Raw genomic sequence first — 24675 nt, forward strand, 5'->3', positions numbered from 1 at the left:
CAGCGTCCGGAGTGACTACGTCGCGTTGCGCATGCGTTCACCGCGCAGCTGCGGGATCGCGGTGTCGGAGCGCGAGCCGAGGCAATACTGCCGGCAGTTTCGGCAGTATTGCCAGCGGTCGCGCGGAGACACTGCGATCCCGCAGCTGCTCTTTTGATCGCTAAGCCAGCGCGAGATCAGTCGCGATACGGAGAATCGGTCGGCGCCGGAGCAGGAGCGGACTTGGTCGAGCGATGATGATCGAGCGCTTTGACGAACGCTGGACCCAGTAGCGCGGCCTGCCAGCCACGAAGCTCGCGCACCTCGTTCAACCGCTCGACCGAGACAGGATTCGCTCTCGCAACGGCTTCCATTCGATCGCGCGCGCATAGCACACCCGGATCGAGGTCCAACCGCTCGGCGGCCGCGTCGCGCACCGTCTTGAGCGCGTTGACGCGCGCGTCGAAATCCGGATCGCGATCCCATCGTGCGGCCTTAGGAAAGCGCGGAAGGTCGGCATCGGGAACGGCAAGGCCGCGCTGCACGGCTTCGAGTACTTCATTGCCGCGTTGCTCCATCAGACCGCGCGGCATTCCCTTGATCGCCGCGAGCACGTCGCGCGTCGCCGGCTTTTGACGCGAGATGTCGAGCAGCTGTTCGTTGCCCAACACGCGGAACGTTGCGCGGTCGAGCTGACGGGCAATCTCGTCGCGCCACGGTGCGATCTCGCGCAGAATCGCGAGCTCGCGGCGCGTGAGGTCCCGCGCGCCCTTGATGCGGAGGAACGTCTTGGTCGGATCGTCATCGGGCCACTTCGTGCCCTCGAGGAGTCCGAACTCTTCGCGCGCCCACTCCCAGCGGCCCGCGTTTTCCAATTCTTCCTTGAGACGATCGCGCAGCTGGAGGAGATGGATCGTATCCTGCGCTGCGTAGTCGAGCATGCCCTGCGTGAGCGGGCGCATGGACCAGTCGGCGCGCTGGTGCTTCTTGTCGAGCTTTACGCCGAAGTAGCGCTCGAGGAGAGCCGCGAGGCCAAAGGCGCGGAGTCCCAGGAGCTGTGCGGCAACACGCGTGTCGAAGATCGACCGCACGTTCCAGCCGTAATCCTGGTGTAGCAAACGCAGATCGTAGTCGGCGTCGTGGAAGACGATTTCCACCGACGGACTTTCGAGCAGCGTGCGAAGACCTTGGGGCGATCCAATCGGGATCGGATCGATGATGGCCGTCTGTTCGCGTGTCGACAGCTGGAGCAGATAGATTCGGTCGACGAACCGATGGAAGCTGGCACCCTCGGTGTCGAGGGCGATGATCGGCGTATCGGCAATCGACGCAAGGAACGCATCGACGGTACTCGACGTGTCGAGATAGATCGGCGTATGCGGACTGGTAACGGGCCCAGGGCTGTGCACGCTCGCAATGTAATCGGCATCCACTTTGCCCGGAGCCAACGCGCATGAGTAACACCCAACACGGGAATCCCGGCCTCCCAGACCCCGAGCTCAACAGTAAAGCTCGCCGCCGGCCGGGATGGGGCAGCGCGGACGTCATGCGCGCGGCCGCTCTCGTGATCGCCATGTACCTGCTGGTCCAGCTGGTGTGGTTTGCCCACCTCCTGATCCTCGTGGCGTTCCTGGGCATCCTGTTCGGATTGGCCGTCTCGTCGGGCGTCGACCTGCTGCAGCGCTTCCACATTCCGCGTGGCATTGGCGCGGCGGGGATCGTCCTCGGATTCTTCGGGCTCCTCGTAGGCTTTGGCGCCTGGGTGGCGCCCACGGTCCACGACCAGAGCGTGGAGATCCGGCGTCGGCTGCCCGACGCCATCGATCGACTCGAGAACTGGGCCAACTCGCATCGCACGGGGCTCATTGGGCTGGCCATTCGCGGCCTGACAGCGGAGACAGATACCACCGCGCAAACACCGGCGGCAAAGGGAGCCGCGCCGGCAGCTCCGAACGCGCCCCCGGATTCGATTTCCATCCAGGCGACGCTACAGAAACGCGTCGGCGGCGGGATGGGCGGTGTGGTCCGCTACCTGTTCCCCTTCGTCACGTCGACGATCGCCGTCGTTACTGGTTTTCTCATTATCATTTTCTTGGCGATCTACATCGCCGTGGATCCGGACATGTACCGGCGCGGCGTGATGCACCTCTTTCCCTACGACCATCGCGAGCGCGCCGGCGAAGTACTCTCGGCCATCGCCGCGGTGCTGCGCAAATGGCTCGTTACGCAGCTAATCGCCATGCTCACGATCAGCGTGGTCGTCACCGTGGTGCTACTCCTGCTTCACGTGCAGGCTGCGCTCGCGCTCGGACTGCTCGCCGGCCTGCTCGAGTTCATTCCGACCGTCGGCCCGATTATGAGCGCGATCCCGGGCGTCGCGATGGGATTCATCGACTCGCCGGAGAAAGCGGCATCAGTGGCGATCGCGTACGTCGTCATTCAGTTCTTTGAAAACCACATGCTCATTCCGCTGCTCATGAAAGGCGGAATGAATCTGCCACCGGCGCTCACGGTATTCGCGCAGGCGTTGATGGCGCTGTTGTTCGGATTCCTCGGCCTCATGTGCGCCGTGCCGATTCTCGCCGCCACGGTGGTTGCCGTGCGCATGATCTACGTCGAAGGCGTCGTCGGTGATCAGGCGGGCCAGATGCCCGAACCAATCGCCGATAGCGGTCCGAAAGCGTCGGGATGACGCGCTCACCAACGATTCCGCTCGTGCGGCGCTTTCCCGCGCTCGCGAGCATTCCGCGCGTGGAGATCGGTCGCTTTCCGACACCGGTGCAACCGCTGCGCGAGCTGTCGGCGTCGCTCTGGATCAAGCGCGACGATCTATGCGGCAATCCGATGGGCGGCAACAAGGTGCGCGCGCTCGAGTTTCTGCTCGGCGATCTCGAGCCCAAGGAGCGCATCGTCACGGTTGGTTCCGTTGGATCGACGCACGCGCTCGCAGTGGTGACATACGGCAAACGCATCGGCGCTACGATCGGCATCGCGCGCTGGCATCAGGAAATGAACTCGGCGGCAGAACGCGTAGCACAGCGATTCGATCGCGATCTTCGTCGCAATCCTGCTCCGACCTTTCGCTCGCCCATCGGTGCATACGCGTGGGCGCTGCGCGAACGACTGCGTGGCGCAAAGTGGATCGCGGCAGGGGGAAGCGCGCCGCTCGGTGTCCTTGGACATGTGAACGCCGGACTCGAATTGATCGATCAGATCGACGCGCACCAACTACCGCAACCGAAATACGTCGTCGTACCGCTCGGCACCGGCGGCACGATGGCGGGACTGTCGCTCGCCTTCGCCATTGCCAAGCGCGACATCACAGTGATCGGCGCGCGCGTTGTACCCCGCGTCGTCGGCCGGAAAGCGCGCGTGCTCCGACTCGCACGACGAACCGCGGCACTCATCGAACGCTCGACCGGAGAGACACTGCCGCGCGTGCAACCGTCGGCGGTTCAGATCGTGCATGATGTGTACGGCGGCGCCTATGGTCGAGAGACCCCTGCCGCGCGCGCTGCCGGCGACCGACTTCGCGCTATCAGCAACATCGAACTCGACGCAACGTACAGCGCCAAAGCCTTTGCTCTCGCGCTCGAGTTGGCCGCGCGCGAGCCGACGCTGTTCTGGTTAACCTTCGATTCCCGCATCCTCGGCACGCCATGACCTCGCTACCCGAAGTCACGTTCCATATCTACCCGACCGACTGCGACATGCTCGGGCATCTGAACCATGCAACGATGCTCAACTTTCTCGAGCGCGCGCGCTGGGCGCTGCTCGAACCGCAAATCGACATTCGCAACTGGGCGCGCCAGCCCGTGTTTTCCGTCGTGCGACACGTCGACATCGGCTATCTCGCACAATCGCTGCCCGGTGAAGACCTCGTCGTTCGCTCCGGTTTGTTGGCCGTGCGGCGTACGAGTTACATCATCAAACAGGACGTGCGCAAAGTCGCCGACGGAACGCTCGTCGCCGAAGCGTCGATCGTGTTCGTGGCGATCAATCAGAAGGGCGAGCCAGTTCCCGTGCCCGACGATTGGCGAAAGTTGCTTCCGGCGTGGCCGGAGCCCGAGTGATCACACTCGTCAACGATACAGAAATCGCGTTCGACGACATCGGCTCCGGGTTGCCGGTGGTTTTTCTGCATGCATTCCCGCTGAATCGCACGATGTGGGAGCCGCAGATCGGCGCACTCGTCGCCGAAGCCCGATGCATTCCCATCGACTTTCGCGGCTTCGGTGACTCTGCGGGCTCTCCACCGTACACGATGGACCGATATGCTGACGACGTTGCCGCGGTCCTCGACGCGCTGTCGATCGAGCGTGCGGTCGTCGTTGGGCTGTCGATGGGCGGCTACGCGGCGTTCGCGCTCTGGCGTCGCCACCGTGAGCGCATTCGCGGACTCGTACTCGCCGACACGCGCGCCGTCGCCGATTCGCCGGAGGGAATCGCGAAGCGTCGCGAAGTCATTCACGTCGCCGAAACGCAGGGGACGACGGCCATCGCCAACATGCAGATCGCCGGCCTCGTGGGAAAATCGACGCGCGATAAGCGGCCAGACATCTACGACGCCATGCATCGCATGATCGCGCAGGGGCGCGTCGAGGGAATCGTCGGAGGCGCCACAGCCATGATGACGCGCCCTGATTCCACGCCCACGCTTGCGACGATCGACGTCCCAACACTCGTCATCGTTGGTGCGGAGGACGTGATCACGCCGAGGAAGGACGCCGAAGCGATCCACCGCGGAATTCCCGGCAGCCGCCTCGAAGTGCTCGAGCAGGCCGGCCATCTCTCGAACGTCGAACGCCCCGCGTCGTTCACGACTGTTGTCAGCGAATTCCTCGGCAGCCTCCTCTACAATTAGGTTTCGCGCATGTCGCCGAGCGAAGAAAGTCCGCCCCAGAATGACGCGAACGGATGGCCGTCGCGTCGAAACCCAGAGTCGTCAGCCCCGCCGTCAGCCGCCGAACAGAGCGGCGCGGCGCGTGTTGGCGGCGTGCTATTCCGCAATCGCAGTTGGCTGCCCGTGCCGTTCCTGCTCGTCGCGCTGTTCGTTCCAGCGCGACCGGGTATGTGGGTGTGGCTCGTGGGCGCGGTTCCGATCATCATCGGCGAATGGATCCGACTGATGGGCGTCGCGGCCGCGGGCACCGTGACGCGCCGACGCTCGCGCGACGTGCAGCGCTTGGTGACGTACGGGATTTTCGGCTGGGTGCGAAATCCGTTGTACGTCGGCAACTTCCTGATCTGGATGGGCTTTGTCGTGATCTCGGGCGTGTGGTGGTTCCTGCCCGTGGCCATTCTGATTTTCGCGATCGAGTATACGCTCATCGTGCGATACGAAGAGGGCGTGCTCGAATCGATCTTTGGTAAAGAGTATCTCGACTACAAAAAGTCGACGCCGCGTTGGATTCCGCGTCCGCCAAAGACGCGCGAACAGGGCGAGCACCATTGGGGCGAAGCCTGGCGAAGCGAGATCAGCACGTTCATGCAGTACGGCGCACTGATCATCGCGTTCGCCATCAAGCAGCGAGTTTGGTGGCAGTGATCCGCTAGTCGTTGCGCATGGCAATCAACGGATCGACACGGGACGCTCGGCGCGCCGGCAGATAGCTCGCCGCAAGAGCGACGGCGATCAAGCTGAGCGCCGTGCCGGCGATCGTGAGCGGATCGGTGCGCTCGATGCCAAAGAGCCAACTGCGAATCAACGGCGTCACGGCAAACGCGCCGGCGATTCCAATCACCACCCCAACGATCGCCAGCAGCCCACCCTCTCGCAGCACGAGGCGCAGAACGTCGCCTTGCTGTGCGCCGAGTGCGACGCGGACGCCGATTTCCTGCGTGCGCTGCGTGACCGAGTACGAGATCACGCCGTAGATCCCGATCGCCGCAAGCACCAACGCCACCACTGCAAACATGGTGAGCAGCGTCGTGTTGAGTCGCGGCTGGCCAACCGATTGATCGACGATGTCGCTCACCGCGCGCGGGCTGAACAGCGGCATCGTTGCGTCCACCTCGTGCAGCGCCTGCTTCGTCGTCGCAACGATGGCCGCCAGATCGCCTCGGCCGCGCACAGCCAACGACATCGAGCGCACGATGTTCGTGGCGCCGTTGTAGTGCATGTAGAGCATCGGCGGCGCATTCGCGCTCAGGCCACGAATGTGCGTGTCGCCGACCATACCGACGACCTCCTGACCAATCGTGTCGCGCGGACCAAAGGCGATGCGTTTTCCAATCGGCGACTGTCCCGGCCAATACGCATTCGCTGCCGACTGACTGATGACGACCGTCGCGCGCTCGTTGTCGGTCCACGCCACGTCGCGGCCTTGCAGCAGTCGCATGCCCATCGTGCGAAAATATCCTGGCGTCACCGCGGTCAGGGCGCTCATCTGCATTTCCTTGTTCGGCCGATCCATGCCGAACGGTCGAACGCCGGTGACGATGCCGCCGCTGCTGATCGGCGGTGTATTGGCAGCGCCGGCCGCTTCGATTCCGCCGCGCGCTTCGAGACGCGTTTGCAGGTCGTGATAGAACTCCACCATCGTCGAGTCGTTGTATCGCGGCCCGTTGAGCGAAATCCGCATCGTCACTACGTGCGCAGCGTTGAAGCCCGGGTTGACGTCGAGCATGTGCCGCAGACTCTGCAACACGAGCCCCGCGCAAATCAGTAGCACCAACGCCAGCGACGTTTCGGCGACAACCAGCGATCGGCGCACGCGCAGTGCACGCGTTCCGCCCGTGGACGAGCGCCCGCCGTCGCGCAACGATGGTGCAAGATTCGGATTCGTGGCGCGCAGCGCGGGCCACAGTCCAACGACGAACATCGTCACCAGCGTCACCGCGAGCGCAAAGCCGAGCACGCGCGCGTCGAGCGACGTGTCGTCGGGCAAGAGACCGTTCGGCGCGGTCTTGAGAATCACGGCAACAGCAAACTTGCCGATGACCAACCCGAGCACTGCGCCACCGAATGACAACAGCCCGCTCTCGACGAGTAGCTGAGTGACAAGACGCGAGCGCGATGCACCGAGCGCCTGCCGCATGGCAACTTCGCGTTCGCGGAGCGTCGAACGAGTGATGAGCAAATTGGCAACGTTGATGCAGCCAATGAGCAGCACGAGTCCCGCCGCGGCGAGTAGAACGAGCAGCGCGTGGCGAATGTCGCGCACGCGTTCGTCGTGCACCGAGAAGACATTCGCTGTCCAGCCTTTGATCTCCGGATACTGCTCGGCCAGACGCGCCGCCACCGCCGAGAGATCTTGCTGCGCGGCAGCCAGCGTCACGTTCGGCGCGAGGCGACCGACGACGTTGAGCATGTGCTGGCCGTGGCTTTCGATCTGCGGATAGCCGGTTGGGTCGAAGACCGTGACGACGTCGAACGGGCCACCGTCGAGGTCGAAGTCTTTCGGCAGCACTCCGATCACAGTTCGCGTCGCCGCGTTGGCTCCGACCTTCATCGTGTGGCCAACGATGTTCACGTCGCCCGCGAACTGTCGCTGCCAGAAGCCGTAGCCGAGCACGATCTCATTGGTCGACTCGGACACCGGCTCGTCGCCGCGATAGAGTCGGCCGAGTACTGGGCGTACGCGCAGCACGTCGAAGAAGTCGCTCGTCGCGGAAATCTGTGAGAGACGAATCGGCTCGCGGTCCGTCAGCAGCGTGAGCGATGTGCCCGTGAACGCCGCCATGCCCGCGAAGGAGTGCGTGTCCTTTCGCCAATCGAGGAAGTCGGCGTACGACACGCCGAAGCGCGGCAGCGACTTGTCCGGATTCTGCGCGTAGATGAACGTCAGCCGATCGCCGCCGGGAAACGGCAATGGCCGGAGCAGCACCGCGTTGACGACGCTGAAAATCGCCGTGTTCGCGCCAATGGCGATGCCGAGCGTGAGCACGACGATCGCGGTGAACATCGGAAAGCGCCGCAACATGCGAAGCGCGTACCGCGCGTCACGCGCGAGCACGTCGAACGCATTGCCTCGGCGTTCGTCGCGAAGTTCTTCGGCGTAGCGATCGACACCGCCGAACTTCTTTCTGGCTTCGCGACGGGCGGCGTTTGGTGAGAGCCCGTTTCGTTCGAGCTTCGCGGCTTCCATGTCGAGGTGGAAGCGCAGCTCTTCGTTCAGGTTCTGATCCGGTTCGCGGCCGAGGAGTGTTCGGATGCGCGCGATCAATCGAGTTCCGATGGACATGGCCCCTCTTCTATTCAGGACAGCAACTGCATTTGACCACAGAGGACGCAGAGAACACGGAGGACAGGCAGTGGATCGTGGAGGTCTTCTCTGTGACCACTGTGTCCTCTGTGGTTCCTTTTCTTAGCTCGTCGCGAGCACGGCATCGACGGCACCACTGAAACGGCGCCAGGTGTCGGTCTCGGTGGCGAGCTGTTTCTTGCCGACGGCCGTGAGCTTGTAGAAGCGCGCGCGCCGGTTGTTCTCGGAGGTGCCCCACGACGCTTCGAGCCAGCGGCGTTTGACCAGGCGGTGGAGGGCCGGGTAGAGTGAGCCCTGGTTCACTTCGAGTACACCGCTGGAGATCTGTTGGATGCGCTGGCTGATCCCCCAGCCATGCATCGACTCGAGCGACACGGCTTTGAGGACGAGCAGGTCGAGAGTCCCTTGGAGGACGTCGGCGTTGGATTTCATTGGGTTCTTGCTCTCCTAGACGTTCGACAGGAATGATAGGGATCGCTCCTGTCGAATGTCAAGGAGAGAGGTCTCAGGTCACTGGTCACGGGTCTGGGGGAACCGCCGCAAAAGCGAAAGAGCCCGTGCGTTAGCACGGGCTCCCCTATGACCTCAGACCAGTGACCTGAGACCTGAAGACCTATCTCTGCGGCTTCCCTGGCGGATTGGCCGACTTGAACACGTCCCGATTGATCTGGACAAACTGCCGCATCTGCCCCGGCACGTCCTCCTCGGGGAAGATCGCCGTCACCGGGCACTCGGGCTCGCACGCCCCGCAATCGATACACTCGTCGGGGTGGATATAGAGCTGTTCGGGCCCTTCATATATACAGTCGACTGGGCAGACGTCGACGCAGGCGCGGTCCTTGGTGTCCTTGCACGCTTCGGTAATGACGTAAGGCATTGCGTCCCTCGGTGTGATCCTGCGATTTCAAGCCTATGAGGCTAAGATAGTTCCATGCGCCTCATCGTCAACGGAGCCAGCCATGACGTGACCGCTCCCGGCCACGAGACGCTCCTGACGACCCTGCGCGAGCGCCTCCAACTCACCGGGACGAAGCTCGTCTGCGGCCGAGGAGAGTGCGGCGCCTGCACCGTCCTCGTCGATGGAGTATCGGCCTACGCGTGCCTGACCCTAACGGCCGCGTGCGGCGAGCCGCGTACAGTCGTCACCATTGAAGGGGTCGGCCGGCCCGACCAACTCCACGCCGTCCAGGCCGCGTTCATCGAGCACGACGCGCTCCAGTGCGGCTTCTGCACCCCAGGCCAGATCCTCGCCGCCATCGCCCTCCTCGGCGAGAATCCCAACCCGACCGAGCAGGACGTCATCCGCGGCATGAGCGGCAACCTCTGTCGCTGCGGCGCGTATCCCAAGATCGTTCGCGCGATCATGGCGGCAGCGCAGGCCGGGAGAACTACCGATGACGCATAAGCGCTTCGTCACGACCAAGGTCGAAGTCGAGGGGCGCGAAGAGACCAAGGTTGTCGAGATGCCGTCGCGCGAGCCCGAGCCGTGGGGCGACGACGCGGAGCTCCACGTCGTCGGCCAACGCGTGCCGCGGAAGGATGCGCTCGAGAAGGTCACCGGCACCGCGAAGTACACGGCCGACATCGCGCTTCCCGGAATGCTGCACGCCGCGCTGTTTCGTGTGCCCATCCCGAGCGGCACCGTCACTCGGCTCGATCTCTCCCCCGCCCTCGCGCTTGACGGGGTTCGCGGCGCGATCGCGTTGGCCGACGTGCCGGACGTGAAGATCGACGGGCTGCGGCTGTTCGACACGACGATCCATTACGCCAACCAGCCCGTTGCCGCGATTGCCGCTGACACGTTAGAGATTGCTGAACGCGCGCTGCACGCGATCGTCTGCGAGGTCACTCCGTTGCCACACGTCCTCACGGCCGAGGAAGCGTTGGCCGATGGCGCGCCGAAAGTCCGACCGCAGGGCAACGCTCCCAAGAACACACCGCGCATCATCAAGCGCGGCGACATCGACCAAGGGCTGCGCGACGCAGACGTCACGATCACGCGCGAGTATCGCACGCCGTGCGTGCTGCACACCGCGCTCGAGCCGCATGGCGCGGTGGCCGAGTGGCAGGGCGATTCGCTGACGATTCACGAGTCGACGCAGGGCATCTTCATGACGCGTACCGAGGTGGCGAAGGCGTTCAAGCTGCCGATGTCGAACGTGCGCGTGATCATGAATTACATGGGCGGTGGCTTCGGCGCGAAGAACGGCGCGCCGCACTCGACTTACGCAGCCGTGGCGCTCGCGAAGGTCACTGGTCGTCCGGTGCGGTGCATTCTCGATCGCGAAGGCGAGCAGACCGACGCAGGCAATCGCAACGCGACGGTCCAACGCGTTACACTCGGCGCCAAGCGCGACGGCACGCTCACCGCCATCCAACTCGACGCGCACATCCCACTCGGCGCCGGCGGATGGTTGGCTGGGCCGGCGGGGATTTATCAGGAGATGTACAAGTGCGCGAACGTTCACACGACGGAACGGTTCGCGTACGTGAATACGTCTCCGATGGCGAGCTTTCGCGCGCCGGGGAGCACGGAAGGGTCGTTCGGTCTCGAGTGTGCGATGGATGTGTTGGCGAAGGAGCTCGGGATTGATCCGTTGGAACTGCGGCGGCGCAACTACGCTGATAGGGATCAGCGTGGAAACCGTGAGTATTCTCACAAGGCGCTGGACGCGTGCTACACCGAGGGTGCGAAGCGCTTCGGCTGGGAAAAGGCGAAAGCGGATAAACGCGGAAAGACGGGGCGCGTTCGTCGCGGTGTTGGGATGGCGTCGGTTGTGTGGGGAGCGGGCGGTGGTCCGCCGGCGTATGCGACCGTGCGACTCAATCGCGATGGATCCGTCGACGTGCTCACGGGCGCGCAAGACCTCGGCACAGGCTCACGCACGGTGATGGCGCAGATCGCGGCGGAGGTGCTGGGCGCGCGCATCGAGGATGTGAGGACCGTGCTGGGTGATACCGAGCGACTGCCGTTTGCATCGAACTCGTGGGGGTCGATCACGACGGCGTCGGTCGGGCCGGCGGTGCGCGTGGCGGCCGAAGAGGCGCGTGAGGCGCTGTTCGATGCGGCGGCCGGCATTCTCGGCGTTGAGACGTCGGATCTAGAGTCGCGCGATGGGGAGATTCACGCGAAGAGCTGCGATAAGTGTATTCGCATCCGCGACGTGTGTGAGAAGCTCGGCGACGTGATGATCATCGGGCAGGGGTCGCGGGGGCCGAACCCGGCGGGGACGGCGATTGGGGCGTTTGCGGCGCAGTTCGCGGAGGTCTCAGTGGATATGGAGACCGGACGGGTGAAGGTACTGCGGATTGTGTCGGCGCATGATTCGGGGCGGATCGTTAACCCCACGTTGGCGGAGAGTCAGCTCGAGGGTGGGATCATTCAAGGGTTGGGGTATGCGTTGTTTGAAGAGCGTATCCTGGATGGACGGTCGGGTGCTCCGCTCAATCCGTCGATGCACGACTATAAGGTGCCGACGATTGGGGATGTGCCGAGGATTGATGCGTTCTTTGTTGATGCATCTGATGTGGTGGCAAACCACACCGGCGTGAAGGGGTTAGCGGAGCCGCCGATCATTGGGGTGGCAGGAGCGATTGGGAATGCCGTGAGCGACGCTATTGGCGGCGAGGTCTCGCAGGTTCCGTTGACGCGATCTCACCTTTAGCCGCCGCAACTCGCCACTTAGAATCCCACACGTATTGGAGGTGGCGTCAAATCGCTGCTTCGCCGCAGGGCAGATCACGAAAGACGCCTCGGTATACGTAGCAATTGTTATCGCCGAAGAAGTCTATTTTGTTGAATACGGCGCCGACAATGTCCAGGCATGCCGATCTTGCGCTGAGTCTCTTGTCTCTGTGGCACGAACCAAGAAGTCCATCCCTAGCTACATCCCGACTTGCCGCTCGACAACTGGATCTCCCGAAAGGCGCGCGACACCATCGACCGCCTCGTTATGCTGGCTCCCGAAGACGACCACCTTCTGGCGCGCCTCCGGCTCGCGTTACAGCTACCACGTTACTCGGAAGATGCTCTGCACGACGATGTCCTCTTGTCCCAAGAGGCAGAAGGGGTAGTCTCCCGTATACGATCCGAGCAGAGCCCTGTAGCGCATTGGAACCGGCGCGATTTGGGGCGAGTCGATCTACGCCTGACCGACTTGCGGGTCGTGCGCGATGACATGGCGGCTGAAATTCACCGCGTTTTTCACTATATCGGAAGCGCAAGGGAAGGACTCCACTTGGGACTTTTTCGACCAGGCGCGGATAGCTCCGAGCCTCCGATCGTGCTACTCACTTTCTCGCCGTGCGACCTCGTGAGCTTTGAGCCGATCCTCCGCCAGTTAACGAATTCCTCGAAGGCACTCGTGCTCTCACGAGTCTATGCATTTCGGGAAGCTCCGCGGAATTCGTTCTCGTTCGCCTTTCGTCGAGCACTTGGCTGGATTCGACGGGAGCACGGCGACCCCGGCTTAGTACTAACGTATGTGAACCCGAACGTAGGCTTTTCAGGAACTAGCTACTTAGCCTCAAACTGGCAACTGTTCGCTCTCGAGGGAGATGTACGATATGACTATTTGGATGGGCGTTATGTGACTAGACGTGAGCTGGAACAGCTTGTCGGCAATGCCAATAGGGCACTGATCGCGGAGAAGCTTGGAAAGCGCTACGACATGTCTCGCATTTCGCTCGAGCCACTCCGCCTGTTTGCGTACGCGCGTTCCGCGTCCACGCGCAAGTTGATCTCGTCTAGTCAACCAGTCACCGTTCACCAAGAAGCGTAGTGAGCTACTTCGCAATCGCATACACCACCACGCGATCATCAAGGCCTTTGTATCGTCGCGACGCGATAAACTCGTTGTCTTATCCGAACGGTTGGAGACTCAGTTTAACGTATCGCGGCTTGTGGGTGCAGAAAGAACTCTGGAACGAATACAGCCTACTCAACACCACGGTTCTGTTTGTCTTGTGTTGCAATCCGGACGAACACTCCAACGTGTTTCGCTCGTTCGTCCCACTTCGGTTCGGCAAGGTCACTCTCGCACAGGTCAGCGGCGCGCGTGCAGCGCGAAGTGTGATGACCGTCCGACTTACGCTCGAAGGTCGGCCCTCACAAGCTCTTCTTAGCGAATTCAACACCATCGTAAGGACGAGCAAATCCGAGCCAACCCCCAACCAAACGGCTAACGAAGCGATGTACTTGGTGAGCGTCGCTCGAGTAAATGATGGAATTACCAAGAGTGAATCGCAGGGAACGATTCTCCCGAGGCTCGGCGAGGATGTGGAAGAAGTTGAGTGGGGACAGCACATTGAGCACCTCGTCAAGAATGCACCAGAATTGACCGCAGCTCAGTTTGTTCGGATCAGTCGGTTCCAGCAATTGATGGTCGTGCCGCCGAGGCGGAAGCAGCTCGTTCGATACATCTCTAAGCTCCCGGCCAGACTCCGCCCGGACATTCCCGCGCCGAAGGTTGAAGCCAATGAAACATCTGAGCTAACGCTGATCGGGTTAAGAGCCGGCGAGGCCTACGAGATGGAATTTCAGATTCACTCAGGAAGTTTTTCGAACGGAGGCTCAACGCCGACTGTCGAAGTGCGAATATCTGGCACGCACGTGGAAGTTGCCACCCCCCTGATTACCCAGTACGGCAGCGATGCCCTCATCAATTTTCTTTTATTGGCGCAAAGGAAATACGCCCCGGACGTTGTATCATTGACCGCGCGTACCGTCGGTGCGGAATCAAAACCGAACCCACTTGGCGTTGGCCCTGAGTTCCAAGTCTTGCTCCGCATCGCGCCACCTTGGTATTTCTGGATTCTGACCGTTGTCCCGTTTGCCCTGGGAACTGCGCTGCTCGTCATGGACAAGGGGGCGTTCACCGATTTGCAGAAGCCGCACGCAGCAATGCTCGCTGTCGGAGCCAAGGCCTTGGGTGGGCTCCTCATCGCCCTTGCCACGCGATATGCGTTCAACAAGCTACCGATTAAGGTCTAATCATCATTCGGCGCGTCCGATGCAACGTCCAACACCCCGGCGAAAATGATACGGCCCGGCCGAGGTAAGTGAAGACGATGGGGTCGACGAGAGACTACCGATCATCTCTGCGACGGTTCGGTGTGCAGCATCGACGCGCGACGATTCCAATCAGCGAGGAGCCGATCACGCCGAGTTGCATCACGGCGCCCCGCTCAATGTGAACACCGTGATCTCGGGAAACGCGTGCACACGCGCTGGAACAATGCTGAACCCGATCCCGCGCGTGATGTACACCTCGTTGCCCGCTTGGCCACGCCCACGTTGCCACCCTTCCACACCCATCCCTTCGTCGCTGAAGTGATGTCGCCATAGGTAATCGGTCACGAACGGAATGCCGAGCTGCATACCATGCGTATGCGCAGCAACGGCAAATGGTGCCTCGCCCGCCGGGATCTTCACGAACGAATCCGGATCGTGCATGAACACCACGCGCGGCGCATTCGCCGGAACCTTCGACAGCACATCGATGTTGTCGTTCTTCGCCCAACGCTCGCCAATACCGACCAGATAGAGCGTATCACTCGTCGAATCCGCGGACGCCCGCGGCACGAGAGGACGGACGGCGTTGTCCATCATTTGCACCCCCGCCTTCGATAGCGCTGCGCGCACGCGACGCGCGACGAAGTTCTCCTGCTCGGAGTGCTCGTTCATCAATGAGTAATCGTGGTTGCCAAGCACCGCGTAGATCGGGATGCTGTCGGTGATGATCGGCTGGAGAAGCTCGACGACTCGGTTCATCTGATCATCGACGCTGCTGTCCGCCTCGTACACGAAGTCCCCGGCGAGCAGCACCATCGCTGGGTGGACGGCAACCACACGGCGGACCGCCCGACGAATGGCGTCGGTGTTGGCCCACCACATACCGACCTGCATGTCGGCGAAAACAGCAATCTGTTTGCCTTGCCACGCCGCCGGCAGATTAGGAACGTGCGCTTGCTCGTCGTTCCGAACGACGAAACGAGGCTCGACCGCGGTGCCATAAACGGTCAGGCCCGCGAGTATCTTGAGGACGGTCAACCACATGCTCTGAGCTCCGACGGTATTGGCGTCGCACACTGCTCTTGGCCGTCACGCGGCCGGAGTGTGGCCTCTGGGCAAGAGGCGTGCTGAGCGACACGCTAGAGCTTCGGTCCTCACAGGTTTTACGGCAGCGGCGACGGCGTCGTTCACAATCGGGCACTTTGACGGAGACGATATGGCGTTCGCACGCAAGTACGAGTACTACGAGATTCGAGACATGCTGAAGGGTTCCGAAGGCGTCGCGTCGCCCGTGACTGGCCAAGGCGGCCACGCTCGCGGCCTGCACGCAATGTCGCCCGGCCATCTCGACAAGGCCGCCCAGCTCGATCGCGTCACCAAACGTGTTGGCGAGAGCAACAATCAGTTCAAGAACCGCGGCGGCACGGGCAAGACCGGCGCGTTCAAGACACTGCTGCAGCAAGGCTCCGCGGCGTGCGAAGCGATGAACTCCGCGGCGGGCCAGGCGGCGCTTGCCCTATTCGACAGCGCGACGCACGCGGGCAAGAAGCTCCGCATCAGTATGCAGTTTGCCGGCATCAAAGAAGCGGGCTTCTTGCCCGGCACACTGGCCCCGCACGCCACCACGGTCAAGAAGGGTGACGCGGCCGTCACCTCAGTGGCGACGACCGGGATGATGATGATCATCGACCGCGGCGCGAACGCGACGACGATGCAGATTCAAACGTGTTATCCCCTGTCCGATCCGACGACGACCAACTGGGAAGTCGTCGAGATGCCGGCGAAAACCCAAATCGCGTCTGGCTGACGGCAACTACTCAGTCATCGCCGCAGCGTTCAGCAATCCGATGGCAATGGAAATCGCGGCGAGGAAAATTCCCGACGCGGTCTTCCCCTCGTTGACGTCGGACGACAGGTGCGGCAGCACGAGACGCGTGATGCCATACGCCACCAGCTGTGCGACCAATGCCACGCCGGCCCACAGGAGCATCTCGGCGATGCTCTCGCTCTGCGCGACTGCTTTCGCCAAGGGAACCGTATACCCAATGATCGCGCCGCCGAGTGAGATGGCGGCGGCGGTGTTTCCCTGGCGAATGAGCGTGAACTCGCGATGTGGCGTGACCATCACGTAGATCGCAAGAAACACGACAACCGCGACGATCGCGATCCCGAAGTACAGGAGATGCGCGAGGATTCCTGTCAGGGAAGAACTCAACAAACCGACGTCCATTATGGCGCCCCAGTCAATGTGAACACCGTGATCTCGGGAAATGCGTGCACGCGGGCGGGGATGAGGCTGAAGCCAATGCCGCGCTTGATATATACCTCATTCCCTGCGCGCAGCGGGTCACGTCACGTCAACGAATCCAGGTGCCCAATCGCCGCCAGCGGATGTCCGTAATGGCGCGGAAATAGTCGAGACCTCGCTCGGGATCGTACGAGTAGTACACGAACATCGGCGTGCCGCGCAGGTTGGCGCGCGGCACGAGTCCATAGTACCGGCTGTCGACGGAGTCGTCGCGGTTGTCGCCCATCATGAAGAACATGCCAGGCGGTACGACGAGCGGGCCCCACTCGTGAAGGCTGGGATTGGGCACAGCCGCGCCGAAGCGAGATGCGCGCAACTCGACGAGATGCTGCCAGGCGAAAATCGGCTGAGGTTGATCGGCAACCGAATCGGGCAACGTGTACGCCGTGTTTCGTCGCGGTACCGCAACGTCGTTAACGAGCAACTCACCGTGCCGCATCACCAGCGTGTCGCCCTCTACGCCAGCGATGCGCTTCACCAACGTCGGCGTGACATCATCCGGCGTGATCCGGATTGACGCGTCCTGCGGCGGCGAGACGAAGACCACGACGTCTCCGCGCTTCGGCTCGGCGTAGCCCGGAAGCGAACGGTCCGTGAATGGAATGTGCGGGCCGAACCGCAGCTTATTGACGAAGAGCCAGTCGCCGACGAGAAGCGTCGGCTCCATGCTACCGCTCGGAATGCGGAACGCCTCGGCGAGCGTTTCACGCGTGACGATTACGATCGCCAGCGCTGGAAGCACGCTCATGATGAGTGCACGGGTGCGCGCTCGCAACGACTGCCCGAGCGTTCCTTTGCGCGGAACCGGCGGCGCACCTGCGTGTTTGCTTCGACGTTTGCTCATGGGTACCTCCGAGTCGAGATCTTCGTGTCCATCATCCTACGACGGCTTGTGGCCTACAGTTTCCACCCCAACAAGTTCCACTGCAGCAGCGACCACGTGAACAGGAGCGCAACGAACGTGGCGCCACTGAAGCGAAGCCGAGCCGCCATCGTCCCCGCGCTGGTCCGCCACTGACGCGAGGCGAAGTACACCGCGCCAAGAATGCAGACCGTTCCGAGCACCGGCAGCGCGAGCGCGACCTTGATCGACGTCAGAGGGCCATTAAGAAATCCTTCTCCGTTGGCGCTCAAGATCACCACCATCGCAAGCACGAACGCGATCTGTAACGCGGACGCGGTCACGAGAATCCAACGGCCCGGCAACACATCCTCACGTCGCGGCTCTCCGAACCGCCTACGCACGAAACGCCCGATCGCCGCCAGCAGCATTCCAACAAACACCAGCAGGCCGAGCCCGAGGATGACCTGATGGAGCGTCACCGAATGGCTGAACGGAACGCGCTCCATCGTCATCATCGGCGCCGGACCGAAGAACCCGCGCACGATGTGGCCGCCACTGTCCGCCTGAAACGCGACCAACGCGTCGCCGAGTTCCTCGCGATAGAGGAGTGGGCCGACGGGAAGGAGACGCGACTCACCGAGCGGTGAGTGCATCACCAAGCGGCCACTGTCGGCGCTGATTCGAATGTCGCCGCCAAGGCCGATCGCCTTTTGAAAAGTGGTAAATGAGTGGCGATTGAACTCGTATTCGCCCTGGACGCGCTGCGCTTGGGCAGCGGCGTCGGCCGGCATCACCACCACCGACGGAGCAGTCGGATAGTAGTGATCGAGGAACTGCGTTTGGAACTGTGCGAAGCTCAGCTCACCGCCCGTGTTCGTATTGTACGAGACGAACACACCGAGCTTTTCTTCCGGAATCAGCTCGAGATCCGTATGGAACCACTGCGTGTCGCCGCCGTGGCCGATGATTCGCAAACCGTGACTCGTCTTCTCGTAGAATCCGAGTGCGAAGCCGGGAAGTCGCTCGTCGTGGCCGAACGCGCGCGCATGCATACGCTTGGCGGTCGAGTCGGCGAGGATGCGTTGGCCATTGAACTCACCGTTGTTCAGGTGCGCGATCATGAACTTCGCCATGTCAGTCGCGCTGGCAGCGATGGATCCCGCAGGCATCGGTTCGACGATCTCGAATTTCTTCGGCTGGAACGCGCCACCCGCCCACGCGTTGCCATCGGACATGTCGGCGCGTAGGCGTTGCGGGACCGGCTGACGCGTCGTCGTTTGCGTCATACCGAGCGGCGCGAGTACGTGCTGTTCTATGTAGTCGTCCCACGGTACACCCGACGTCCGCTGCACGATATAGCCCGCGAGCGCGGTTGCATAATTCGAGTAGGACGCGTACGTGCCCGGCGGACGCACACGCCCCGGAATGTGTGTCGAGAGCCAGCTGCCGAGCGGAATGAGGGTAGCTGAATCGGCGCTGATGAGATCGCGTGAGTCTTCTTCAAAGCCTGGCGTATGCGTCATGATATGCCGCAGCGTGATCGGCTGCGGGAACGTCGCCGGAATCTTGAAGTCGAGATAGCGATTGACGTCCGTGTCGAGGTCGAGCTTTCCCTGCTCCACGAGCTGCATCACCGCGGTCCATGTGAACAACTTGCTCGTGGATCCGATGCGAAAAAGCGAATGCTCACCGTCGATTGGCTTGCGCTTGGCAACGTCGGCGTAGCCGTAGCCCTTGGCGAAAAAAAGTGCGCCATCTTTCACGACGGAGATCGTGGCGCCCGCGACGTGCTTGTCGCGGAGGTTCGCCACCATGATGCCGTCGAGAAACGCCTCGAGCTCGGCGCGATCGCGCACACCGCGCACTGGCGCCGGCGACGTTTGAGCGGGCGGCGGCAGCTCACTGCGCTGCTTCGGCGTGAGCGGACGAATCGACGTCGGCTGTTGCGCGGCGAGTGACGTCGCGAGCAGGCAGATCGCAGCGACAGAGATGCGGTGCGTGATCATAGGAGCGCCTCGGTGAGAGCGTCCGACGCGCCCTGTGGGAGGGGCGGGCACGTCTGCATCGCCAATATGTGCGCCGTAGGTCGCGACGGCTATTGTGCGGCGCTTGCCACCGGCACTTGCCCAGGCCATGTTCGGCCGACCCTTCTCGCTCGACTCGGCCCCTCCCGCCTACTCTGCCAATGTCGACCAGCCTCGAGGTGAGCGGTGCAGCCGTCGCGCAGCAACGACGATGGCTCGCGTGGTACACCGTCGTATCGCTCTGTGGCGCCGCGCTGCTCATTTCGTACATCGACCGCACGAACATTTCCGTCGCGGCCATCTCGATGCAGACGCAGTTCGGCTGGACGGAGACGACAAAGGGTTGGGTCCTCTCGTCATTCTTCGTCGGCTACCTGCTGTTCATGGCGGCAAGCGGCGCGCTCGCGAACCGCTACGGCGGCAAGTTCCTGCTCGGCGCGGCCGTACTCTGGTGGTCGCTCTTCACGGCGCTCACGCCCTTGGCGGCGGCAGTATCACTACCAGCGCTCCTCGCCACGCGCGTCGCCCTCGGACTCGGCGAAGCCGCAGTGTTCCCGGCTTCCATCAACATGCTCGGTCGCTGGGTACCCGCGGCGAGCAGATCGCGCGCGGTCGCACTGTTCGTCAGCTCGCTCTCGATCGGCACGATGATATCGCTGCCGCTCACCGGATGGCTCGTCCGCGCGTACGGATGGCCGGTGCCGTTTTATGTGTTTGGCATCGTAGGACTCGTGTGGGCCGCGTTCTGGTTTGGTTCGATCCAGTCGGGACGCTCACCGGATGTCGAGCAACCGTCGGAGAATCGGGCGATTCCTTGGACGCGGTTGCTGCGATCGAGCGCGGTGTGGGCGATCATCATCAATCACTTCTGCAGCAATTGGGCACTGTATGTGCTGCTCGCCTGGCTGCCGAGTTACTTCAAGACGACGTTCAATGTGAGTCTTGCCAATGCGGGATTTCTCTCGACGGCGCCGTGGGCCGCGTACTTCGTGATGGGGAACGTCAGCGGCTGGCTCGCCGATGCGATGATCGTTCGTGGACGCTCGGTGACGTTCGTGCGGAAGACGATGCAGATCGGCGCACTGGTCGGGTCGGGGACGTTCCTGCTGCTCCTTCAGACGGCCCGGACGCCGGGTGTCGCCATGCTTCTATTATGCGGTGCATCGGGAACGCTGGCGTTCTGTCTCTCTGGGTTTGCACCGAACAGCTTCGACATCGCGCCGCGCCACGCGGACGTCATCTGGGGTCTCGCCAATACCGCGGGAACGATTCCCGGAATCATTGGCGTGGCCGTGACGGGCTGGCTCGTGGACCTGACGGGGAGCTACAACGCTCCATTCCTCGTTAGCGCGGCGGTGGGCGGCGTGGGCGCGATCGTGTATTTCGCGTTCGGGTCGGGCGAGAGACAGATCGACTAGGCGCCGCGATCCCGTCGAAGTCGACACTGACGCAAGCAGGCGCATCTGCGAGCCGTTTGCAGTTCTGCTCGTATCTCGTTTGAAGATCTGTACTGGCGAACGGCGGAGGGCGAGCGCATTATCACGTGCCCAAACCGCACGGGATGCCCGCCGAAACGAGGACTCCGGATCGGCCGATTGGCGAGCTCAATCCGCCAGCGCACGCGCCCCTCCCGGGGAGCGACGCGGACTATCGCGTGCTCGCCAACGCGCTTCCGCACATTCTCTGGACGCGGGACGCGCAGGGCCGCCTGGAGTGGGTGAACGATCGCTGGTATGAGCTCACGGGTCTGACCGAGGAGGAAACGCTCCGCGGAACCGGTCCGCTCGGAGCAATCCATCCAGACGATCACGAGCACGTCGAACGTATCTGGGACGATGCAATCGCCACGTCGTCGCCATGCGAGATCAACTATCGGCTCCGAAATCGCGCGGGCGAATATCGATGGCACCTCGCCCGTGTCGTGCCCGTGCTCGACGCGAACGGCACTCTCACGCGATGGGTCTCGGCGATCATCGACATGCACGATCGCCGCATCGCCGAGCAAGCGCTACTCGAGTGGGAACGTCGGTTCGAGGCGGTGTTCAACGTCATTCCCCAAGCCACGGCGATTATTCGTCTAGCCGACGGCGCGCACCTGCAGATCAACGACGCGTTCACGCGGCTCACGGGCTACGAGCCGGCTGACATCATCGGCCAGAGTACCGTGACGCTCGGCATGTGGACCGCCGAAGAACGGGCCGAATACGTCAAACCTGTCGCCATCAATCCGGGCGGTTCTGCGGTCGTTCCGTTCCGTACGAAGAGCGGTCGGTGGTTGCGGCTCGCGCTCTCCGGGCGACGTCTCGACTTTGGCGGCGAGCCATGCATGGTGACGGTCGGCATCGACGTGACGGAGCAGGAAGCGAACGAAGCAGCGCTGCGTCAGAGCGAAGCGCAGGCGCGCGCGCACGCCGACGAACTCGGCGCGCTGATGGATGCGGTGCCCGCCGCCGTATGGATCTCGCGCGATCCCGAGTGCCTCGACATTCGAGGCAATCGCACTGCATGCGAAATGCTGCAGCTGAACGCGAGCGAGAACATGTACGGTCACGCGATGAACCGTCGCTTCGTCGTGTACATCGATGGCGATGAGGTTCCTGTCGACAAGCTCCCGCTCGAGCGCGCGGCACGCGGCGAAGAAGTACGGAGCCACGAGGAGGAGATTCGCTTTCGCGATGGCGAAGTACGCCATCTCTTCGGCAGCGCCGTTCCGTTGCGCGACGCCGAGGGCACGCCGCGCGGCGCAATCGGGGCGTACGTCGATGTGACTCGCCTCAAGCAGGTCGAAGCTGCATTGCGCGAAGCCGATCGACGAAAGGATGAATTTCTCGCGCTCCTGTCACATGAGTTGCGCAATCCACTCGCGCCCATTCTCACCGCGGCGCAGATCCTCAAGTTCCGCGCGGACCCGGAAGCGCACATCGATCTCGACGTCATCATCCGGCAGGCCAAGCATCTCGTGCGGTTGGTTGACGATCTGCTCGACGTATCGCGTGTGACCCGAGGTAGAGTCGCGCTCACGAAGCAGCGCATCGAACTCTCGAGCATCGTGACCAAAGCCGTCGAAGCGACGGGACACCTGTTCGAGAGTCGGCGGCATCGGCTCGAGCTGTCGGTTCCCGCCGAGGGGTTGGCGGTCGATGCGGACGAGGTGCGACTTACACAAGTTCTGAACAATCTTCTCTCGAACGCGGCGCACTTCACGCCGCCGGGCGGCCGAGTCACCGTGCTCGGCGCGCGGGATGGCGATCACGTCACGCTGCGTGTTCGCGATTCTGGCCTGGGCATCGATCCCGCGTTGCTACCGAACGTGTTCGAGATGTTCATGCAGGGCGAGCGTGGGCGCGGTCGAACCGAGGGAGGGTTGGGTCTCGGGCTTTCGCTTGTGCGTTCTCTCACGGAGCAGCACGGCGGAACGGTCACGGCACACAGCGAAGGACTGGGCCGCGGCAGCGAATTCGCGATTCGTCTTCCGGCCGCACTGGGCAGCACGCATCGCGCGGCGCCGCCGTCAGCGCGCCCGACGTGGCAGACCGATCAGCGTGGGTGTGGAACGCGGGTGCTGATTGTCGATGACAATCGCGACGTTCTCGACACGACGTCGCGGCTGCTGTCGCTCGCTGGCTACGAGACACAAACGGCGAGCGATGCGTTGGCGGCGCTGACCATCGCGAGCCATTTCCGGCCGCGGATTGCGATTCTCGATATCGGGCTGCCGGTGATGGACGGCTATCAGCTCGCGCGTGAACTGCGTGCGCGCATGGGTGACGATGTGCCCGCGCTCATCGCGCTTACTGGGTACAGTCAGGCTGACGATCGAACACGCAGCCGCGAGGCGGGGTTTACGCGCCACCTCGCGAAGCCGATCGACGCGGACGAGTTGCTGCGAGTCCTCGACGCCGCGTCGATCCTACCTGCGTAAAGAGGTGAGGAGAAGGAACGAGCTACTTCTTCACCACCGCACCCGTCAAACGGCCAACCGCACCGAGCGTGGTCTGCGCCGACGTGAGGCCGAGCATGAAGTCCTTGTCAGTGAACGTCGTGAGGACGTCAATCGGCTGATGGTGCGTCGGATCCCAGTTTCCGCCAATCTGTGAGCCACGCTCATTCTCGCGCAGGCTGAGCGACGGTACGAGATCTTTGAACGGATCCGAGTCCGTGTTGCTCATGTGCGGACCGACCGCCGCCGGGTAGTGCGTCGCGAACTTCTCGTTCGCCGCGCGCCAGAAGAAGGCCATTTTCATGGCTTCCTCGCTGAACTTCGACGTGCTCGCGAATTCGATGTTGATGTCGGCTTCAGGGCGCTGCTCCGGCGATAGCTTGCCGTCGGCCGTCGGCGGGCCGTGATCGACCATCATCATGTCGTGCTGAATCATGCCGAGCCATTTCGGCTCGGGATACTTCCCGGAGCCGGCGGGACTTTCCTTCCCCTGCATCGGCCCGCGCTGTTCGACGTACGCCTTTGCGCCATCGAGACCCGTCTCTTCGTTGTTCCAGAGCGCGAATCGAATGGAGCGCTCGGTCTGAACGTCAGGGCTCGAGAAAATGCGCGCCAACTCCATGACAATCGCCGAGCCAGACGCGTCGTCGTTCACTGCCTGGCCCCAGCCAATGCCGTCCATGTGCCCGCCGATGATGTACATCTCGTTCGGGTACTTCGTACCAATTTTCATACAGATCACTTCCTGACGCTCGCCCGGCGAACTCGGCTCCATGTTGATCGCGCGGATGGCGGGATCGGGCTGCGCCAGCGAATCGTTGTTCACACCGCGCTCGCGCATGTCGCTGAAGATGCGGCTTCCGCCTGGGCCGTTGCCCACGGTACCACGCCCGTTCGGCGAAGCGATGGGGGCGCGACCGCGTCCGCCACCGGCGCCTCGGCCGGCCTGCACTGGCGCAGGACTGTACTGGTAGGTGATGCGTTCGACGTTCTGACAGCCGTACTGCTTGAGCTGCGCCTCGATCCATGCGACGGCGTCACGATTTCGCTTCGTGCCCTGCCGACGGTCGCCGAACTGCGCCAGCCCTTTGATAGTGTTCTTGTATCGCTCCAGATCGAGGCGATCGACGAGAGGCTGAACCGGGTCGTACGCTGTATCCGGTCCAGCCGCGCGCTGGGCCGACGAGGACGAAGGAACCGCTACGGCCAAGAGGAGACCGCAGCTGGCCGCGGTCACGAGAGAATCGAATCGCATTTTGAAAGCTCCGAGTGCACCGAGTCGGATACAGTATACGCCGCGGCGATGGCGCACACCACACCCCGAGAGTCCGAGGGGTTCTAGCTGGCCATCCCCTCCCCA

At 62.8% G+C, this 24675-nt stretch carries 20 protein-coding genes and 1 pseudogene; 12 read left to right on the top strand and 9 right to left on the bottom strand.

The window, feature by feature from the left end; all coding sequences use genetic code 11:
• Positions 1-176 precede the first annotated feature (176 nt).
• A complete protein-coding gene (locus AC6H4Z_RS22250; RefSeq protein ID WP_497544165.1) occupies positions 177-1388 on the bottom strand; it encodes a ribonuclease D in 1212 nt (403 codons plus the stop codon).
• 44 nt (positions 1389-1432) lie between these two features.
• Between AC6H4Z_RS22250 and AC6H4Z_RS22255 the strand changes: the two genes are divergently transcribed.
• From AC6H4Z_RS22255 to AC6H4Z_RS22275, 5 genes are read left to right on the top strand one after another with little or no spacing between them, the layout of a single operon-like run.
• Entirely contained in the window at positions 1433-2671 is a 1239-nt protein-coding gene (locus AC6H4Z_RS22255) for an AI-2E family transporter (RefSeq protein ID WP_497544166.1), read from the top strand.
• Positions 2668-3642, top strand: a complete 975-nt coding sequence (locus AC6H4Z_RS22260) for a 1-aminocyclopropane-1-carboxylate deaminase/D-cysteine desulfhydrase (RefSeq protein ID WP_497544167.1) — start codon at positions 2668-2670, stop codon at positions 3640-3642. Before AC6H4Z_RS22255 ends, AC6H4Z_RS22260 begins: the two co-directional genes overlap by 4 nt.
• Complete coding sequence (locus AC6H4Z_RS22265; protein ID WP_497544168.1) at positions 3639-4052, top strand: acyl-CoA thioesterase; 414 nt, start codon at positions 3639-3641, stop codon at positions 4050-4052. The genes AC6H4Z_RS22260 and AC6H4Z_RS22265 overlap by 4 nt, the downstream gene beginning before the upstream one ends.
• Complete coding sequence (locus AC6H4Z_RS22270; protein ID WP_497544169.1) at positions 4049-4843, top strand: alpha/beta fold hydrolase; 795 nt, start codon at positions 4049-4051, stop codon at positions 4841-4843. The genes AC6H4Z_RS22265 and AC6H4Z_RS22270 overlap by 4 nt, the downstream gene beginning before the upstream one ends.
• A 9-nt stretch (positions 4844-4852) precedes the next feature.
• Positions 4853-5527: a methyltransferase family protein gene (locus AC6H4Z_RS22275; RefSeq protein WP_497544170.1), complete on the top strand. Its 675-nt coding sequence runs from the start codon at positions 4853-4855 to the stop codon at positions 5525-5527.
• 4 nt (positions 5528-5531) lie between these two features.
• On the opposite strand, the gene AC6H4Z_RS22280 is transcribed toward AC6H4Z_RS22275, so the two are convergent.
• From AC6H4Z_RS22280 to AC6H4Z_RS22290, 3 genes and pseudogenes are all read right to left on the bottom strand, one after another.
• A complete protein-coding gene (locus tag AC6H4Z_RS22280) occupies positions 5532-8165 on the bottom strand; it encodes an ABC transporter permease (protein ID WP_497544171.1) in 2634 nt (877 codons plus the stop codon).
• Between the two features lie 123 nt (positions 8166-8288).
• The gene (locus AC6H4Z_RS22285; protein WP_497544172.1) at positions 8289-8618 is read right to left on the bottom strand and encodes a PadR family transcriptional regulator; all 330 of its coding nucleotides are present in this window, start codon (positions 8616-8618) and stop codon (positions 8289-8291) included.
• Positions 8619-8814: 196 nt separating this feature from the next.
• Positions 8815-9063 (bottom strand): annotated as a pseudogene (locus AC6H4Z_RS22290) (ferredoxin family protein); the annotation flags it as partial.
• Between the two features lie 54 nt (positions 9064-9117).
• On the opposite strand from AC6H4Z_RS22290, the gene AC6H4Z_RS22295 reads away from it, so the two are divergent.
• The 4 genes from AC6H4Z_RS22295 to AC6H4Z_RS22310 all read left to right on the top strand — a co-directional run bounded on the left by AC6H4Z_RS22295 (position 9118) and on the right by AC6H4Z_RS22310 (position 14178).
• Complete coding sequence (locus AC6H4Z_RS22295) at positions 9118-9591, top strand: (2Fe-2S)-binding protein (RefSeq protein ID WP_497544173.1); 474 nt, start codon at positions 9118-9120, stop codon at positions 9589-9591.
• Positions 9581-11851, top strand: coding sequence for a xanthine dehydrogenase family protein molybdopterin-binding subunit (locus AC6H4Z_RS22300; protein ID WP_497544174.1), 2271 nt, complete (start codon positions 9581-9583; stop codon positions 11849-11851). The genes AC6H4Z_RS22295 and AC6H4Z_RS22300 overlap by 11 nt, the downstream gene beginning before the upstream one ends.
• Before the next feature lie 288 nt (positions 11852-12139).
• Positions 12140-12967, top strand: coding sequence for a Mom family adenine methylcarbamoylation protein (locus AC6H4Z_RS22305; protein WP_497547078.1), 828 nt, complete (start codon positions 12140-12142; stop codon positions 12965-12967).
• 125 nt (positions 12968-13092) lie between these two features.
• Entirely contained in the window at positions 13093-14178 is a 1086-nt protein-coding gene (locus AC6H4Z_RS22310; protein ID WP_497544175.1) for a hypothetical protein, read from the top strand.
• A 180-nt stretch (positions 14179-14358) separates the two neighbouring features.
• On the opposite strand, the gene AC6H4Z_RS22315 is transcribed toward AC6H4Z_RS22310, so the two are convergent.
• Positions 14359-15243, bottom strand: coding sequence for a metallophosphoesterase (locus AC6H4Z_RS22315; protein ID WP_497544176.1), 885 nt, complete (start codon positions 15241-15243; stop codon positions 14359-14361).
• 172 nt (positions 15244-15415) lie between these two features.
• Between AC6H4Z_RS22315 and AC6H4Z_RS22320 the strand changes: the two genes are divergently transcribed.
• Positions 15416-16006, top strand: a complete 591-nt coding sequence (locus AC6H4Z_RS22320; RefSeq protein WP_497544177.1) for a hypothetical protein — start codon at positions 15416-15418, stop codon at positions 16004-16006.
• A gap of 6 nt (positions 16007-16012) precedes the next feature.
• Here the strand turns inward: AC6H4Z_RS22320 and AC6H4Z_RS22325 are convergent, their stop codons facing one another.
• From AC6H4Z_RS22325 to AC6H4Z_RS22335, 3 genes are all read right to left on the bottom strand, one after another.
• Entirely contained in the window at positions 16013-16414 is a 402-nt protein-coding gene (locus AC6H4Z_RS22325; RefSeq protein WP_497544178.1) for a DUF350 domain-containing protein, read from the bottom strand.
• Positions 16415-16556: 142 nt separating this feature from the next.
• The gene (gene lepB, locus AC6H4Z_RS22330; protein ID WP_497544179.1) at positions 16557-17351 is read right to left on the bottom strand and encodes a signal peptidase I; all 795 of its coding nucleotides are present in this window, start codon (positions 17349-17351) and stop codon (positions 16557-16559) included.
• Between the two features lie 53 nt (positions 17352-17404).
• Positions 17405-19357: a serine hydrolase domain-containing protein gene (locus tag AC6H4Z_RS22335; RefSeq protein ID WP_497544180.1), complete on the bottom strand. Its 1953-nt coding sequence runs from the start codon at positions 19355-19357 to the stop codon at positions 17405-17407.
• A 179-nt stretch (positions 19358-19536) separates the two neighbouring features.
• Here AC6H4Z_RS22335 and AC6H4Z_RS22340 point away from each other — a divergent pair, with 179 nt between their 5' ends.
• Both AC6H4Z_RS22340 and AC6H4Z_RS22345 read left to right on the top strand, forming a co-directional pair.
• On the top strand, positions 19537-20793 hold the full coding sequence (locus tag AC6H4Z_RS22340) for an ACS family MFS transporter (protein WP_497544181.1): 1257 nt from the start codon (positions 19537-19539) through the stop codon (positions 20791-20793).
• Positions 20794-20918: 125 nt separating this feature from the next.
• Positions 20919-23297 (top strand): hybrid sensor histidine kinase/response regulator, encoded by a 2379-nt coding sequence (locus tag AC6H4Z_RS22345; RefSeq protein WP_497544182.1) that lies wholly within the window; start codon positions 20919-20921, stop codon positions 23295-23297.
• A gap of 22 nt (positions 23298-23319) precedes the next feature.
• On the opposite strand, the gene AC6H4Z_RS22350 is transcribed toward AC6H4Z_RS22345, so the two are convergent.
• Positions 23320-24570 carry a M28 family peptidase gene (locus AC6H4Z_RS22350; protein ID WP_497544183.1) on the bottom strand — a complete coding sequence of 417 codons (1251 nt, stop codon included), beginning with the start codon at positions 24568-24570 and terminating at the stop codon, positions 23320-23322.
• Positions 24571-24675 lie beyond the last annotated feature (105 nt).

The organism is Leucogemmata humicola (assembly GCF_055379415.1).